General features: G+C 69.6%; 12 protein-coding genes and 1 tRNA gene. 9 read left to right on the forward strand and 4 right to left on the reverse strand.

Going from position 1 to position 14,544, the window contains the following annotated elements; genetic code table 11:
- The first annotated feature begins 473 nt into the window (after positions 1 to 473).
- Genes H4281_RS11875 through H4281_RS11885 form a run of 3 tightly spaced genes read left to right on the forward strand, consistent with a single transcriptional unit; the run spans position 474 to position 4,134 of the window.
- Positions 474 to 1,892, forward strand: a complete 1,419-nt coding sequence (locus tag H4281_RS11875) for an NDP-hexose 2,3-dehydratase family protein (RefSeq protein WP_182890948.1) — start codon at positions 474 to 476, stop codon at positions 1,890 to 1,892.
- A complete protein-coding gene (locus H4281_RS11880) occupies positions 1,889 to 2,863 on the forward strand; it encodes a Gfo/Idh/MocA family protein (protein WP_220507145.1) in 975 nt (324 codons plus the stop codon). Before H4281_RS11875 ends, H4281_RS11880 begins: the two co-directional genes overlap by 4 nt.
- A gap of 53 nt (positions 2,864 to 2,916) precedes the next feature.
- Complete coding sequence (locus tag H4281_RS11885; RefSeq protein WP_182890949.1) at positions 2,917 to 4,134, forward strand: class I SAM-dependent methyltransferase; 1,218 nt, start codon at positions 2,917 to 2,919, stop codon at positions 4,132 to 4,134.
- Between the two features lie 34 nt (positions 4,135 to 4,168).
- On the opposite strand, the gene H4281_RS11890 is transcribed toward H4281_RS11885, so the two are convergent.
- Both H4281_RS11890 and H4281_RS11895 read right to left on the reverse strand, forming a co-directional pair.
- Positions 4,169 to 5,104 (reverse strand): NAD-dependent epimerase/dehydratase family protein, encoded by a 936-nt coding sequence (locus H4281_RS11890; protein WP_182890950.1) that lies wholly within the window; start codon positions 5,102 to 5,104, stop codon positions 4,169 to 4,171.
- A 91-nt stretch (positions 5,105 to 5,195) separates the two neighbouring features.
- Positions 5,196 to 6,470 (reverse strand): nucleotide disphospho-sugar-binding domain-containing protein, encoded by a 1,275-nt coding sequence (locus H4281_RS11895; RefSeq protein ID WP_182890951.1) that lies wholly within the window; start codon positions 6,468 to 6,470, stop codon positions 5,196 to 5,198.
- A gap of 372 nt (positions 6,471 to 6,842) precedes the next feature.
- Between H4281_RS11895 and H4281_RS11900 the strand changes: the two genes are divergently transcribed.
- Positions 6,843 to 7,838 (forward strand): NAD-dependent epimerase/dehydratase family protein, encoded by a 996-nt coding sequence (locus tag H4281_RS11900; protein ID WP_220507146.1) that lies wholly within the window; start codon positions 6,843 to 6,845, stop codon positions 7,836 to 7,838.
- A gap of 6 nt (positions 7,839 to 7,844) precedes the next feature.
- Here the strand turns inward: H4281_RS11900 and H4281_RS11905 are convergent, their stop codons facing one another.
- Positions 7,845 to 9,254, reverse strand: coding sequence for an alpha/beta hydrolase family protein (locus H4281_RS11905; protein WP_246411745.1), 1,410 nt, complete (start codon positions 9,252 to 9,254; stop codon positions 7,845 to 7,847).
- A 208-nt stretch (positions 9,255 to 9,462) separates the two neighbouring features.
- Here H4281_RS11905 and H4281_RS11910 point away from each other — a divergent pair, with 208 nt between their 5' ends.
- The 3 genes from H4281_RS11910 (at position 9,463) to H4281_RS11920 (ending at position 12,100) form a co-directional block, all read left to right on the forward strand.
- Positions 9,463 to 10,548 (forward strand): sensor histidine kinase, encoded by a 1,086-nt coding sequence (locus tag H4281_RS11910; protein WP_182890954.1) that lies wholly within the window; start codon positions 9,463 to 9,465, stop codon positions 10,546 to 10,548.
- Complete coding sequence (locus H4281_RS11915; protein WP_182890955.1) at positions 10,545 to 11,207, forward strand: response regulator; 663 nt, start codon at positions 10,545 to 10,547, stop codon at positions 11,205 to 11,207. Before H4281_RS11910 ends, H4281_RS11915 begins: the two co-directional genes overlap by 4 nt.
- A 380-nt stretch (positions 11,208 to 11,587) precedes the next feature.
- On the forward strand, positions 11,588 to 12,100 hold the full coding sequence (locus H4281_RS11920; protein ID WP_182890956.1) for a hypothetical protein: 513 nt from the start codon (positions 11,588 to 11,590) through the stop codon (positions 12,098 to 12,100).
- Positions 12,101 to 12,181: 81 nt separating this feature from the next.
- On the opposite strand, the gene H4281_RS11925 is transcribed toward H4281_RS11920, so the two are convergent.
- Positions 12,182 to 12,254: transfer RNA gene (locus H4281_RS11925), tRNA-Arg, on the reverse strand.
- A gap of 105 nt (positions 12,255 to 12,359) precedes the next feature.
- On the opposite strand from H4281_RS11925, the gene H4281_RS11930 reads away from it, so the two are divergent.
- Both H4281_RS11930 and H4281_RS11935 read left to right on the forward strand, forming a co-directional pair.
- A complete protein-coding gene (locus tag H4281_RS11930) occupies positions 12,360 to 13,481 on the forward strand; it encodes an epoxide hydrolase family protein (RefSeq protein WP_182890957.1) in 1,122 nt (373 codons plus the stop codon).
- A gap of 133 nt (positions 13,482 to 13,614) precedes the next feature.
- The gene (locus H4281_RS11935) at positions 13,615 to 14,535 is read left to right on the forward strand and encodes a cation diffusion facilitator family transporter (protein ID WP_182890958.1); all 921 of its coding nucleotides are present in this window, start codon (positions 13,615 to 13,617) and stop codon (positions 14,533 to 14,535) included.
- The last annotated feature ends 9 nt before the right edge of the window (positions 14,536 to 14,544 follow it).

The raw sequence follows: 14,544 nt of genomic DNA on the forward strand, positions 1-14,544 counted from the left end.
CGTTTCGGGAAGCACTGTCTTAACGGAAGCGTTGTTTCGCCGGGACCGCCCGCGGCAAGGGCCATTCGGCGAACGACGCGGGCAGCAGTGAGGGTGCCAAGCAAACCCGCATTGCTCAACCTGGTCGCCGGTGTTCGTCTGTGCGGCGTTGACGGCGGTTTCGCCCGCGAATCGCCGTTGTGCGGCGCGGCGGTAGCGCCGGGCACTTGTACGAGGTTATCTTTGCGGCACGGAAATCGGGGGGACGACCGTGGGAGGCGGGCCCTCGACCGGACGTCGCAGGAGGACCGCCGCGATTCGCGGACGGGAAACCGGGCAGCGGCCGGAAAGCGCGCCGATTCGGTTGTTCCGTCCTGCCGTCGATCACGATTCGCCGCGCGATCATCCCGGACGGCCGTCGTGCCGCACTGGATCGCGCGCGACCGTGGTGCGTGGTGAAACCGTTCTTTCGACGGCACGGAAGCGAGGTAGTCATGTCGCAGCCCAGCACGCGAACTCCGAGCCGGTCTTCGCTGCGGCCGAGGGAGGATCACTCGCTGCCCCAGCGGATCGCGCGTTCGGCGGCCGTCACCGACGCGGGCCTGCTGTCGATCTCCGGATTCCTTTCCTGGTTCGCCGGACGCGGCGAAGCCAACCGGTTCAAGGTCGAACGGGTGCGGCTGGACGGTCTCGACGGCTGGTCGTTCGAGGAGCCGACCGGCAACGTCGTCCACCGCAGCGGCCGGTTCTTCGCGGTCGAAGGCCTGCACGTCTCGGTCGGCCCGGAGCCGAGACGGGAATGGCACCAGCCGATCATCAAACAGGCCGAGGTCGGCATTCTCGGGATTCTCGTCAAGGAGTTCGACGGGGTGCTGTACTGCCTGATGCAGGCCAAAATGGAGCCGGGCAACCCGAATCTGCTGCAGCTTTCCCCCACCGTGCAGGCGACCTACAGCAACTACACCCGGGTGCACGGCGGTTCGCCGGTGCGGTACCTGGACTATTTCGTCGACACCAGCCGTTCCCGGGTGCTCGCCGACGTGCTGCAGTCCGAGCACGGCGCGTGGTTTTACCGCAAGAGCAACCGGAACATGATCGTCGAAACCGACGAGGACGTTCCGCTGGACGAGAACTTCTGCTGGCTCACTTTCGGGCAGATCCGGTCCCTTCTCGGCTTCGACAATCTGGTCAACATGGATTCGCGGACCGTGCTGTCGTGCGCCCCGGCCGGGCACCCGCACCGGTCCGGGGCCTTGCATTCCGATCTGGAACTGCTGTCCTGGTTCACCGCCGAACGGTCGAGACACGACGTGCGCTCGGAGCGCGTCGGATTGGCCGGCCTGCCGGGCTGGGCGAGCGACGGCGGGGTGATCGAACGGACCGACGGGCGGTACTTCCGGGTCGTCGGCGTTTCCGTGGAGGCCAGCAACCGGGAGGTGACGCGGTGGTCGCAGCCATTGATCGAACCGGTGGCCCAAGGCGTCGCGGCGTTCGTCGCCCAGCGGATCTACGGCGTTCCGCATGTTTTGGTGCACGCCCGGGTCGAAAGCGGGTTCGTGGACACAGTGGAGCTGGCACCGACCGTGCAGTGCGTTCCGGAGAACTACGCGTCGGCGGAGCAGCGCCCGAGGTTTCTCGACCTCGTCCTCTCCCCGGACCCGGAGCGGGTGCGTTATTCGGCCGTGCATTCGGAGGAGGGCGGCCGCTTCCTCAACGCGGAAAGCCGGTACATGATCGTGGAAACCGGTCCGGACGAGGTTCCGCTCAGCCCGCCGCCCGGCTATTTCTGGGTGACCGCCGAGCAGCTCACGTCGCTGGTCCGGCACGGGCACTACCTCAACGTCCAGGCGCGGACCCTGCTCGCCTGCCTGAACGGCATGGACTGGCACGCCACGGATTCGGGCGCCCGGTGACCGCCTTGCGGCTCGCCGTGCTCGGGTGCGCGGACATCGCGCTCCGGCGGATGCTGCCCGCCGCGGCGGCGATGACGGACGTGGACGTCGCCGTGCTCGCGAGCCGGGACGCGGCGAAGGCCGCGGCTGCCGCCTCGGTTTTCGGCGGGGAACCGGCGCACGGCTACGAGGCCGCGCTGAAGCGTGAAGACGTTGATGCCGTCTACCTTCCGCTGCCGGTCGCGTTGCGCCCGGAGTACGTGGAACGGGCTTTGCTCGCCGGAAAACACGTGCTCGCGGAGAAACCGGTCACCGCGAACCACGGCGCCACCGCGCGGCTGTTCGCTCTAGCGCGCGAGCGGGGGCTCGCGCTGATGGAGAACGTGATGTTCGTCCAGCATCCGCTGCACGAGGAGGTGCGGCGGCTGGTCGAAGGCGGGGCCATCGGCGAGCTGCGGTCGCTGCACGCGTCCTTCGCGGTGCCGCCGCGGCCCGCGGACGACATCCGGTACCAGCAGGCGCTCGGCGGGGGAGCGTTGCTGGACATCGGCATTTACCCGGTGCGGGCCGCGATGTACTTCCTCGGCGAGCTGAGCGTCGCCGGCACCGTGCTGCGCCGCGGACCCGGACACGCGGTCGACACCTCGGGCGCGATCCTGCTGCGGACGCCGGACGACATTCCGGCGCACCTGACCTTCGGCATGGACAACGCGTACCGGGCGGAGTACGAGCTCCGCGGCGACCGCGGCCGGATCGCGGTGCACCGGCCGTACCAGCCCCCGCCGGACGAGGACCCGGTGATCGAGCTGGCCGGCCCGGACGGCACGCAGTACCTGCGCCGGCCGCGCGTCGACCAGGTCGCCGCCACTCTCTCCCGGTTCGTTTCGGCGGCCCGCGCGGGCCAGACCGTCGACGAGACCTCGTGTCTGCGCCAGATCGAGCTGCTCGAGGCGGTCCTGGACCGCCACGTCGCCGCGAGGAGCGCGCCGTGACGCGGCCGGGGGACCACTCTGCACAAGGACCTGATCGAGAAGGGCGTCCCGACATGTCTCTATGCCGGATCTGCGGCGGTACCGTCACTGAGTTCGTGGAATTCGGCAGGCAGCCGATTTCCGACGCGTTCCTCGTGCCGGGGCGGACGGACGGGGAGTACTTCTACCATCTGGCCGCCGGGCTCTGCCAGTCCTGCACCATGGTGCAGCTGCTGGCGGAGGTGCCGCGGGAGATGATGTTCCACGAGGACTATCCGTACCGCACGTCCGAATCGGCCTCGATGGCGAAGCATTTCGAGCTGGTGGCGAAGCGGTTCCTGGAGACGGAGCTGGCCGGCCCCGACCCGTTCGTGGTCGAGATCGGCAGCAACGACGGGGTCATGCTGAAGACGATCAGCGACGCCGGCGTCCGGCACCTGGGGGTGGATCCGTCCGCCGGAGCGGCCCGTGCGGCCGAGCGCGCGGGCGTGCGGGCGCGCGTGGACTTCTTCGAGAAGACCTCGGCCGCCGCCATCCGGCAGGCCGACGGTCCGGCCAAGGTCATCTTCTCCGCCAACACCTTCAGCCACATCCCGTACATCGGTTCGGTGCTCGAAGGCGTCGGCGAACTGCTCGCCGACGACGGCGTGTTCGTCTTCGAGGAGCGCTATCTCGCGGACATCGTGGCCAGCAAGGCTTTCGACCAGATCTACGACGAGCACTACTACCTGTTCTGCGTGCGGTCGGTGCGCAACCTGGTGGAGCGCTACGGTTTCGAACTGGTCGATGTCGAGCATCTCGCGGTGCACGGCGGCGCGGCCCGCTACACCGTGGCCCGGCCCGGCGCGCGGCGGCCGAACGCGGCGGTCGCTGAATTCCTCGACCGGGAAGCCTCGCTGGGACTCGCCGACCTGGCGACGTTCACCCAGTTCGCCGCCAACGCCAAGGTCATCCGCGACGACCTCATGACGCTGCTGCGCGACCTGCGCGCCAAGGGCAAGACGATTGTCGGATACGGCGCGACCGCCAAGAGCGCGACCGCGATCAACTACTGCGGGATCACCACGGAACTGGTTCCCTACGTGTGCGATTCCACGCCGGACAAACAAGGGAAGCTGATGCCGGGTTCGCACATTCCGGTCCGGCCGCCCGCCGCGTTCTCTGCGCCCTATCCGGATTACGCGCTGTTGTTCGCGTGGAATCACGCCGAGGAGGTCATGGCGAAGGAGAAGGAATTCCAGGAATCCGGCGGGAAATGGATTCTCTATGTGCCGGATGTGCACGTAGTCTGAGCCGACGCCCGCGCAGCCCGTCCGGTGGCCGTAATCACCGGACGGGCTGCGCGCGTTTGCGTTCTTCCTTCGCGTCGAGCCAGAGCGCCTCGATCGCGTCGCGCAGGGTGCGGCGCGGCGCCCAGCCGAGCAGTTCGCGCGCCGGCGCCAGGTCGACCCGGGTCGACACCTCCGACTCCGCGGAAAGGTCGGGGGAGGGCAGTTCCGACACCGTCGCCCGCACCCCGCTGACCTCGACCAGCATGGCGACCAGCTTGCGCACCGGCACGGTCTCGCCGCGGCCGATCGCGACGGGTTCGCGCAGCACCGGAACCCGGGCCGCGGCCGCCACGGCGTCGGCCACGTCCCGGACGTCGACGTAGTCGCGGTGCGCGTTCAGCGCGGTCACCTCGATCAACGCGGGTTCGCCGCGGCGGTCGGCGTCCGCGAGCTTGCCCGCGACCAGGCCCGGCAGGCTTTCGGCCGCCGCGCCCGGGCCCACCACGTTGGCCAGCCGCAGCACGGCCGCGTCCACGGTCCCAGCCGCGGCCGCCTCGAGCACCGTTTCCGTCGCCGCGAGCTTGAGCTGGCCGTACGCGCTGTCCGGTCCGACCGGCGGCGGGGCGAGATACCCGTACTCCAGCACCGAACCGAGGTGGATGTAGCGGGGCGTCACCGCGCTTTCCGCCAGCGCCGCCATGATGTTGCGCGACGCCCCGACACAGCTGTCCACCAGATCTCGCCCGGTGAGGCCCCACTTGCTGCCCGTGGCGTTGACGATCGTCGCCGGGCGTTCGGCGGCGAGCAGGCCGGCCAGGTCCCGCGTCGGCGTCCTGGCGACGTCGACGGCCCGGAACCGGCAGCCCGCGGCCGCCCGCGGTGCGGTCCGCCCCAGCACGAGCACCTCGCGTCCGGCGGCCACGAAGTTCTGGCAGATCTGGCGGCCGAGGAACCCCGTGCCGCCGAACACGACGACGCGACCGTCGCTCACGCGTGCCTCCTGAGTAGCTTGCGGTTCTGGTCGGCGGCCGGATCCGCCGAGGGCACGCCCGTTCAGCGGCCGCGCCGCGCGCGTCCGGCCGTCACCGGTCCGCGCGGCGCAGGGCGGCCACGTCGTCCTGGGTCAGCTCGCCGGTGCGGGCCAGCTTGGTGAGCAGGCCCGCGACCTGCGCGGCGGTCGGCTCCTCGGCGACCGACCGGCTCAGCTCCGCGGCGCTGCGCCGGTAGTTGCGGTTGAACAGCACCGCTCCGATGGCCTGGTCGATCGCCTCCCGTTCGGCCATCAGCCCGGGCAGCGTCTTCGTCGCGCCGAGCGGGTCCACGCGCCTGCCGTAGAGCAGCCCGTCGTAGTTGAGGGCGAGGGAAATCTGCGGCACGCCCATCGCGATGCCGTTCATTAGGGTGTTGGCGCTGCCGTGGTGGATGAGCAGGTCGCAGCCGGGAAGGATGAGCTCCAGCGGGCAGTTGCGCAGCACGCGCACGTTCGGCGGCAGCGTCCCGAGTTCCTCCACTTCGGACACCGCCGCGGTGAGCACCACCTCGGCGGCCTGCTGCGCGGCGGATTCGATCGCGTGCCGCAGCGCGGGCACCTGCTTGCCGAACACCCCGGTCGCCGAATTGCCCCACACCACGCACACGCGCTTGCCCCGGACCGGGCCCAGCAGCCACGGATCCACGTCCTGCGAACCGTTGTACGGGTGGTACCGGACGGGGATGCGCAGCGCGTCGCCCAACGGCGGGATCGCCGCGCTCGGCGACGGGTCCACCGCGTACTTGATCTTGTGCCGCGACCATTCCACGCCGTACTTCGCGAAGCACAGCACGGGGTCGCCGGCCAGCAGGTTGAGGTCCGGATCGGTTTCGATGGTGCCGATGAAACCCGGTCCGTAGTAGACGCTCGGCACTTCGTTCAGCTCGCCGACGAGCGCGCCCTCCAGCGCCATGAGGTCGTGCACCACGAGGTCGGGCCGCCAGGCGGCGGCGTAGTCGACGGTGCTGTCGTAGCTGCGCAGCACCGCGGTGACGGCGTTCTTCCAGAAATCGCCGAGGTCGCCGGGGTCGAAATCGCGCACCGAACTCAGCGTCTCGCCGGTGAACGGGTGCAGCGGCAGCGGGGTCTCGCCGCTCTGCGGCGGGGTGTTGATCACCCGGACCCAGACCGCCAGCCGCGCGGCCGCCATCGAATCGGGCGCGTCCAGCACCGAAACCGGCATCAGCCCGGCGGCCGCGATCGACTGCACCTGCTGCGGCGGGCACGCGACCCGGACGTCGTGCCCGGCCGCCCGGAAGGCCCAGGCCAACGGGACGAGACACATGTAATGCCCCGGCCAGTTCGACACCGTGAACAGAATCCGCATCGCACGCTCCCCTGATTGCCGCTGGTTTCACGGTTCTCGGCGGTCGGCGCGCCGCACCGGGAACGAGCCGCCGCCCCCGTTCCTCCGGACGGAAGCAGCCCGCAAAGCCTTGCCATCGCTCGGCATTCCCCAGTTCGCCGCGCCGTTTCCCCGCTGCGGGGAAGCTGCCCGGCCAGCCCGGCGCCGTCCACGGATCCGGGCTGCCGCCGCCGGGGCCACTCGGTCCCGGGCCCGAAAAGCATCGTGCCGTGTCCATTCGACCACGTCGAAGGCGCAATTGAACGGCATTACGCTGGCCCGCGGCAGCGAAGAAGATTTTCGCGGAAGCCGCCGTCCCATTCTTTCCCGCCCGGACTCAGGATGTCGATATCGATGCGCACTGAGATTGTTCTGCTCGGCGCCACCGGATTCGTCGGTTCGGCGGTATTGCGCAGGCTCGCGGCGAAACCGATCCGGATTCGCGCGGTGTCCCGGCGTCCCGCGGCGATTCCGGCCGGCGCCGTCGCCGACGTCGAGGTGTGCCCGCTCGATCTGACCGAACCGGGTGCGTTGGCCGAGGCGGTCGGCGATTGCGCCGTGGTGATCCACACCGTCGCCCACATCACCGGTTCGTCGACCTGGCGGATCGACGAGGGGGACAGCGCGGCCGAGCGGGTCAACGTCGGGCTGGCCCGAGACCTCGTCGCCGCGGCCCGCACGAGGGCTCACGGCGACCGGCTGGGCGTGGTGTTCACCGGCGCGATTTCCCAAGCGGGCCCGCTCCAGACCGAAACCGTCGACGGCACCGAACTCGATCAGCCCAACGACGAGTACAGCAAGCAAAAGCTGGCCGCGGAACAGATACTGCTGGCCGCCGACGCGGAAGGCGTGCTGCGGGCGACCTCGGTGCGGCTGCCCGCGACTTACGGCTACAGCGCACAGTCCTCCGCCCGTGACAAGGGCGTGGTCTCGACCATGGTCCGCCGCGCCCTCGCCGGCGAGCCGTTGACGATGTGGCACGACGGCACCGTCCGGCGAGACCTGCTCTACGTCGAAGACGCCGCCGTCGGCCTCGCCGCCGCGACCCGCAACCTCCCGCGACTGGCCGGCCGCCGCTGGGTCGTGGGAACCGGCCGCGGCGAACCACTCGGCGCGGTGTTCCGGCGAGTGGCCGACCTGGTCGCGGAGCGGACGGGACAACCGCCGGTGAAAGTCGTGTCGGTGCCGCCGCCGGACTACGCCAAGGCTGCCGATTTCCGCAGTCTCACGATCGACGCCTCCGCTTTTCGGGAGGCGACTGGGTGGCACCCCGCGGTTTCCCTTGACGAAGGACTGCGGCGGACCGTCGAGTTCTGTGTGGACGGTCGTGAGGCGGCGCTCTCGGCCTGAGTCCGGTCAGCGACTGGTGCCGGGCCGGACCACATTGAGTTCGCCGTAGCTCGACAACGCTCCGGCCAGATCGCCAGAGCCCTTACGCAGCACGGAATCCAGAAACGCGAGACTGGCGCCGGCGACGACGCGCGGACTCTCGACGCGCCCCAGCGACCCGGTAATCGAAGACACCGGCGGCAGATACAGCGGACCGTCGGTGAAGGTGAGATGCGCGGCGCCGGGGATGGTGAGCCGGTAGTTCGTCGCCGTGCCGTGGGTGAGCACCTCGGCGAGCCGAGGCAGGTAGCGCGGATCGGTACCTGGCGTGACGGCCTGGGTGAGCGCGAGCGTCGGCTGTTCGAGTGCGGGCGACAGCGGGCCGTGCGGGTAACCGTCGAGGTCGATGACAGCGTCGAACCGGTGGTCCCGCCTGGCTGCCTGCAGCGCGGCCGCGCCGCCCATGGAGTGCCCGGTCGCGGCGACCCGGCCGGTGTCCAGACGTCCGGTCAGCGGGTCGGCGACGAGCCCGGCCAGCCGGGTCAGCGCGAAGCTGAGGTCGGCGGCCCGGATCGCGGTCCAGTCGGCGGCGAGCCGTTCGTCCTCGGCACGGTCGCCGGCGGAGACGGTCGCGGAGGTGATCGTCCGGCCGTCGGAGAGCACGACGGCGGCGGAGTCGTACGGATGGTCGAGCGCGGCGACCACGTAGCCGTGGCTGGCGAGTTCCTCCGCCCACGCGGTGTTCTGGGTGCGCACTCCGCTGGACCCTGGCGAGAACAGCACGACCGGGAACCGTCCGCCCTCGGCGGCCACCGGGGCGTCGGGAATCGCGTGGGTGCGGGCGCGGGGGATCCCGTCGAGCAGGAAACCCGGCAGACCGACTCCGCGGGCGAGCGCTTCGGAGACGGTGCGCGCTTCGTCCTCCGTGCGTCCGAGGTACTGGGCACGGGACGCGTCAGCCGGACTGTTCTGCGCGGGATACCAGAGCTGGGCCACGACCGTGCGCCGGTCCAGCGGATCGGCGGTGAAGGTCTCGGCACGGTCCGGGTCAGTCCACTGCAGCACACGGGTGCCGACCGCGAAGCCGCCGGATGGCACCGGGAAGACCGGGACGGGAAAAGCCCACGCCGTCACGGGACCGGTGGCGATCAGTCCGGCGCAGGCCAGCGATCCCGGCAATGCCAGCCACCAGCGGACCCGCCGAGCCCGGCTACGCACGAGAGGGGGGAAGGCGAACGGGGCCGCGACGACGGCACCCGCCAGCACCGGCAGCAGCTGCCAGCGGATCCCGGTCACGCAAAGCGCGATCGCGGCGAGCAGGAACACCGCCCCCGCCGCGATCGTGACGTGCGGTCGGACAACGGCGGGAAGCCAACGCGCCACCACCAGCGCGACGGCACTGAGCAAGGCCAGGATTTCCAGCAGGGACAGGTTCATCGGGCCATATTCGGCTGCGGACCCGTGCGGCCACATCGCTCTCCAGAGCCGTTCTCCGTGCCGCCCTCAGTGGCAATCGAGCGCTCCCCGCCAGCGCCGGACTACGACCACAGGCGGTATCGAGACTCCTTCTGCGGTCGCAATCCGGCCCGCAGCAGTCAGCCGCCAGGCTCATGTGCGCGACGAGCCGTCCGCATACCCTTGCCTGGTGAGGACTGAGCGGCGCTGGGCGTCCCGGCTGCCGCCGGCAGTGCAGGACTCGCTGCTGCCCGCGCTTCTCCTGCTGCACGTCTTGATCATGTGGACACCTGCGGAGCTGCCGGTGGCCGCCGTGCTCACCGCCGCACTCGCGCTGCCGTTGGCATGGCGGCGCCGGGCCCCGCTCCCAGTCTTCGGCGCAGTGGCAATCGCCGCCGCCATTCAATGGCTAGTAGGCATCCAGCTACCCGCAGACGTCGCGCTTCTGGTGGCTCTCTACACCGTGGCTGCTTCAGCCGAGCGCGTCACCTTCGTCGCGGTCGCTGTGGTGGAACTTGGCGCCGTTCTCGCCTGCCTCCGCTGGGCGACCGACGGTGCGTTCCTGACCCCCTTCGCCGCACTCACCGCAATGATCGTCGCCGCGACCGCCCTCGGGATCAACCACCGGACTACCCGGGCCTATCAGGAAGTCATGCGGGACCAGGCTGTCGCCGAAGAACGAGCCCGGATCACCAGGGAGATGCACGACATCGTCACCCACAACCTGTCCGTCATGGTCGCGCTAGCCGATGCCGCCGGCTACGCGCAGCCTGAGAAAGCCACCGCCGCGATGCGCCAAGTCTCCGAAACCGGCAGGCAAGCACTGACCGACATGCGGCGTTCCCTCGGCGTCCTGCGCCCCGACGCGGCGCGCCACCCACTGCCCGGCATCGCGCAACTGGACACCCTCGCGACCCAGATGTGCGCCGCCGGTCTCCCGACCGAACTCGAAATCGATGGCGACCACGCGCACGTGCCCGCGACCGCGCAACTGACCGTCTACCGCCTGGTGCAAGAAGCCTTGACCAACACCTTCAAGCACACACCCGCCGGCACCCGCGCGAAAGTGCGGATCGAGTGCGCCGCCGAGGCCGTCACCGTCGACGTCACCGACACCGGCCCGCCGATTCCCTCCGCCCCTCACCCTGGCAACGGCATCACCGGCATGCACGAACGCTCCGCCGCTTACGGCGGCACAGTGCAGGCCGGCCCCCTCCCCGACGGCGGCTGGCGAGTGCACACCCGTCTCGTCTTCGGCTCCGCGGTGTCCGCATGACGATCCGCATCCTGATCGCCGACGACGAGGCGTTGCTGCGCATGGCGTTCAACATGGTCCTGGACGCCCAGCCGGACCTGGACCCGATCGGCGAAGCCGCGGACGGCGCCGCCGCCGTCCGCCTCGCCGCCGATCTGCGCCCCGATGTCGTGCTCATGGACGTCCGCATGCCCGGAACCGACGGAATCGAGGCGACCCGGCAGATCCGCCAGACCTGCCCACGGACGAAGGTACTGATCCTCACCACCTTCGACCTGGACGAATACGCCTTCGCCGGGCTCAAAGCCGGTGCCTCGGGCTTCCTGCTCAAGAACGCCAGGCCGGAGGAACTGCTCGCCGCGATCCGCACCGTAGCCGCCGGCGACGCGGTGGTCTCCCCGCGCGTCACCGGTCGCCTGCTGGAAAAATTCCGCCCGCACCTCCCCGACGCCGCTACCACCGCCCGCGACGAACGGCTCAGCAGACTCAGCGCCCGCGAACGAGAGGTGCTGATCCAGGTGGGCTGCGGTTTGTCCAACGCCGAGATCGCCGCTGCTTTGCATCTCGCGGAGGCGACGGTGAAGTCGCATCTGGGGCGGATCCTGCACAAGCTCGACCTCCGCGACCGTGTACAGGCGGTGATCTTCGCTTACGAGAGCCGCCTCGTCCGCCCGGCGTGAGGTGTGCGCTTGCGTTTCGGGAACCTGGCCCGCGCCAGCTTCCTGCACGAAGCTCGCACCTCGGACTAACTTGCCGTTTTGAACACCGTCGAGGTACAGCTATTTAGCTCCGGCTTAAACCCTGTCTCGGGTGTTGTTCCGCGGATAACGTTGCTTGGGCGGGGCTCTTCGAAATGGCGGCGTAACAGCGAAGCCAGCATTTTCTGCCTGACTATACCGAGATTCTGGACGAGAAACTCTGTCAAAGCCGTTGCGGCGGCAACTGCGGTCGTGGCGAGGGGTCGCGCCTGCCACTGCGTGCCGCAACCTCCCGCAGCCGTTGCCCTGGGAGTACGTGGACAACTATTCGAACCATATCCGACTTCAGAAGGGAATCATCGATGTTCTCACCTGTCGCCGCGAAAAGTTTGGCCTTCGGTATCGCCGCGCTCGCGACCTCTATCGCATCGCCGCCGGCCTCGGCCGCAAGCGTCTTTCCCGCCGAGCCGGAAACGGTGCAATGCCCCCGCCCCGTTGTCAATGACGACGGTGCCCGCCGGTATGTCGGCTACGCGGCATGCGGCCAGAAAATCGCGACGATCAACTGGCAGCGGGACCCCAACGACCAGTGGGCGAGAGACATCGTCGTGGTGGGAACGGACTACCAGATCTACGACGGCAAGATCGTCTTCAGCAGTGCCCAGCCGTGGAAAGTGCTGAACAACGGCAGGGCGAACCCGGCGGGCGGCGGGATCTTCTGGCACGGCGAGGTTTACGGGACGAACGGCTGGCGGAAGGGCCACCTGCGCGTGTACGGCGTCCCGGTCGGCGACACTCCCGCGAAGTTCTACTGCCTCGACATGCGGAAACAGCTCTCCGCGGGCGTGGTCACCCGCTCCTGGTACGTCTGCTGAACAGGACCGGAGACGCGATCAGCGCCGAAACGAAAAACGGGCGGATGTCAGACTTGACATCCGCCCGTTCCCGGTTCGCTGTGCCCTCGGCAGGATTCGAACCTGCGACACCTGCCTCCGGAGGGCAGTGCTCTATCCCCTGAGCTACGAGGGCTCGCTTGCGCGACTGAACAGAGCCTAGCGCATGCCCCTTTTCCACCGCTCACGGCGGGGTCCTTAACGCGGTACCGTCGGATCGTCGACGCGGAGGGAGGCGGCGGTGAGCGCCGAGCCGTTCCAGGTCAGGGTGGCTGAAGAGGACATCGACGACGTGCGGGCGCGGTTGCGGCGCACTCGGTGGCCGGAGGCGGAGACCGCCGAGGGGTGGGCGCAAGGGGTGCCGCTCGCGTACGCCCGGGAGCTGTGCCGCAGCTGGGCCGAGGACTACGACTTCGGGTTCGCCGAGCGGCTCAACGTCTTCCCGCAGTTCCGCCAGCAGATCGACGGCCTCGGGATTCACTTCGTGCACCTGCCTTCGCCGGAACCGGACGCGTTTCCGCTGGTGATCACGCACGGCTGGCCGGGTTCGGTGCTCGAATTCCTGGACATCCTCGGCCCGCTGACCGACCCGCGGGCGCACGGCGGCGATCCGGCGGACGCGTTTCACGTCGTAGCGCCTTCGCTGCCGGGGTACGGCTGGAGCGACAAGCCGAGCGAGACCGGTTGGGGTGTGCGGAAAATCGCGACTGCTTGGGATCGGCTGATGGTCTCGCTCGGCTACCGCCGCTATGGCGCGCAGGGCGGCGACTGGGGCTCGGCGGTCTCGGGGGCGCTCGGCGAGGTGGCGCGGGAGCGGGTCGCGGGGGTGCACGTCAACATGGCGGCCGCGCCTCAAGGCCAGTTCGAGGACGAGACCGACGAGGAGCGCGAAGGCGCCGAAGCGGCGGCCGAGTTCCGGCGCACCGGCCAGGGATATTCGGGGCAGCAGGGCACGCGTCCGCAAACGCTCGGCTACGGCCTGACCGACTCGCCGGCGGGGCAGGCGGCCTGGATCGCCGAGAAGTTCTGGGCCTGGACCGACAACAACGGCCGTCCGGAGGACGCCGTCACCCGGCAGCAGCTGCTCGACGCGATCTCGGTGTACTGGTTCACCGCGTCGGCGACGTCGTCCGCGCGGCTGTACTGGGAGAGCTTCCGCAGCTTCGGCGATCTCGTCACCGCGCCGTCCGGCATCTCGGTCTACCCGCGCGACATCATCCGCCCGTCGCGGCGGCAGGCGGAGCTCAAGTACACCGATCTGCGCTGGTTCGAGCGGCTGCCCCGCGGCGGGCACTTCGCGGCGATGGAACAACCGGCGTCGCTCGTCGAGCAGATCCGCGGGTTCTTCCGGCTCGTGCGCTGACCTTTCCCACCTCGCGGAACAGGGCTGGGAGAAACGCTCCACCAGGCATTAGAGTGAAGTTAGGCTACCCTGTATTGCACATATGCGCATGTCACTATATATTCCTCTCGACACCGAAACGGGGAGGCGAGCGATGGGACACGGGCACGGCCACGGGCACACCGCCGCTCCGGCGAGCGCGTCCGGCCGCTACGTCCGCGCGCTGCTGATCGCACTCGCGGTCGGTGCCGGGTTCATGGTGCTGGAGTTCGCGGTCGGCTTCGCGACCGGTTCGCTCGCGCTGATCTCCGACGCCGCGCACATGTTCACCGACGTTCTCGGCGTCGGAATGGCGCTCGCCGCGATCGTGCTCGCCCGGCGCAGCGGGCCGACGCCCAGCCGTACGTTCGGCATGTACCGGGCGGAAGTCCTTGCCGCGCTGGCCAATGCCGTGCTGCTGTTCGGCGTCGCCGGGTACGTGGCGGTCGAGGCGATCGGGCGGATCACCGACCCGCCGGAAGTGCCGGGTCTGCCGGTGCTGCTCGCCGCGGCCGCGGGTCTTGTCGCCAACGTCGTGTCCTTCCTGGTGCTGCGCTCGGGCGCGAAGGAGAGCCTGAACGTCCGTGGCGCGTACCTCGAAGTGCTGGCTGACCTCGTCGGCTCGGTCGGCGTGCTGCTCAGCGGCGCGATCACGCTCACCACCGGCTGGCGCTACGCCGACCCGATCATCGGTGTCGCGATCGGCCTGTTCGTCCTGCCGCGCACCTGGACGCTCGCCCGCCGCGCGCTGCGGATCCTCTTCCAGCACGCACCGGCCGGCGTGGACGTCGGCGAGATCAGCACTGAACTCGCCGCGCTGCCGGGCGTCGCGGACGTGCACGACCTGCACGTCTGGACCCTCACCTCGGGCATGGAGGTCGCTTCGGCGCACTTGACGGTGAAGGCCGGCGCGGAACAGTCCACCGTGCTGACCAAGGCGCAGGACCTGCTGTCGGTCCGCTACCAGATCAAACACGCGACGCTGCAAGTCGAGGGACCGCAATGCGCCCGCCGGTGCGCGGAGCTGTCCTGGTAGACCGGGGGC

Source organism: Amycolatopsis dendrobii, from assembly GCF_014145675.1.
Taxonomy (GTDB): domain Bacteria; phylum Actinomycetota; class Actinomycetes; order Mycobacteriales; family Pseudonocardiaceae; genus Amycolatopsis; species Amycolatopsis dendrobii.

Bases quoted from the DNA above. Each gene is read 5' to 3' on its own strand.
- H4281_RS11895 (WP_182890951.1), bottom strand. From the start codon at position 6,470: ATGCGGATTCTGTTCACGGTGTCGAACTGGCCGGGGCATTACATGTGT.
- H4281_RS11935 (WP_182890958.1), top strand. From the start codon at position 13,615: ATGGGACACGGGCACGGCCACGGGCACACCGCCGCTCCGGCGAGCGCG.
- H4281_RS11915 (WP_182890955.1), top strand. From the start codon at position 10,545: ATGACGATCCGCATCCTGATCGCCGACGACGAGGCGTTGCTGCGCATG.
- H4281_RS11885 (WP_182890949.1), top strand. From the start codon at position 2,917: ATGTCTCTATGCCGGATCTGCGGCGGTACCGTCACTGAGTTCGTGGAA.
- H4281_RS11920 (WP_182890956.1), top strand. From the start codon at position 11,588: ATGTTCTCACCTGTCGCCGCGAAAAGTTTGGCCTTCGGTATCGCCGCG.
- H4281_RS11875 (WP_182890948.1), top strand. From the start codon at position 474: ATGTCGCAGCCCAGCACGCGAACTCCGAGCCGGTCTTCGCTGCGGCCG.
- H4281_RS11905 (WP_246411745.1), bottom strand. From the start codon at position 9,254: ATGAACCTGTCCCTGCTGGAAATCCTGGCCTTGCTCAGTGCCGTCGCG.
- H4281_RS11900 (WP_220507146.1), top strand. From the start codon at position 6,843: ATGCGCACTGAGATTGTTCTGCTCGGCGCCACCGGATTCGTCGGTTCG.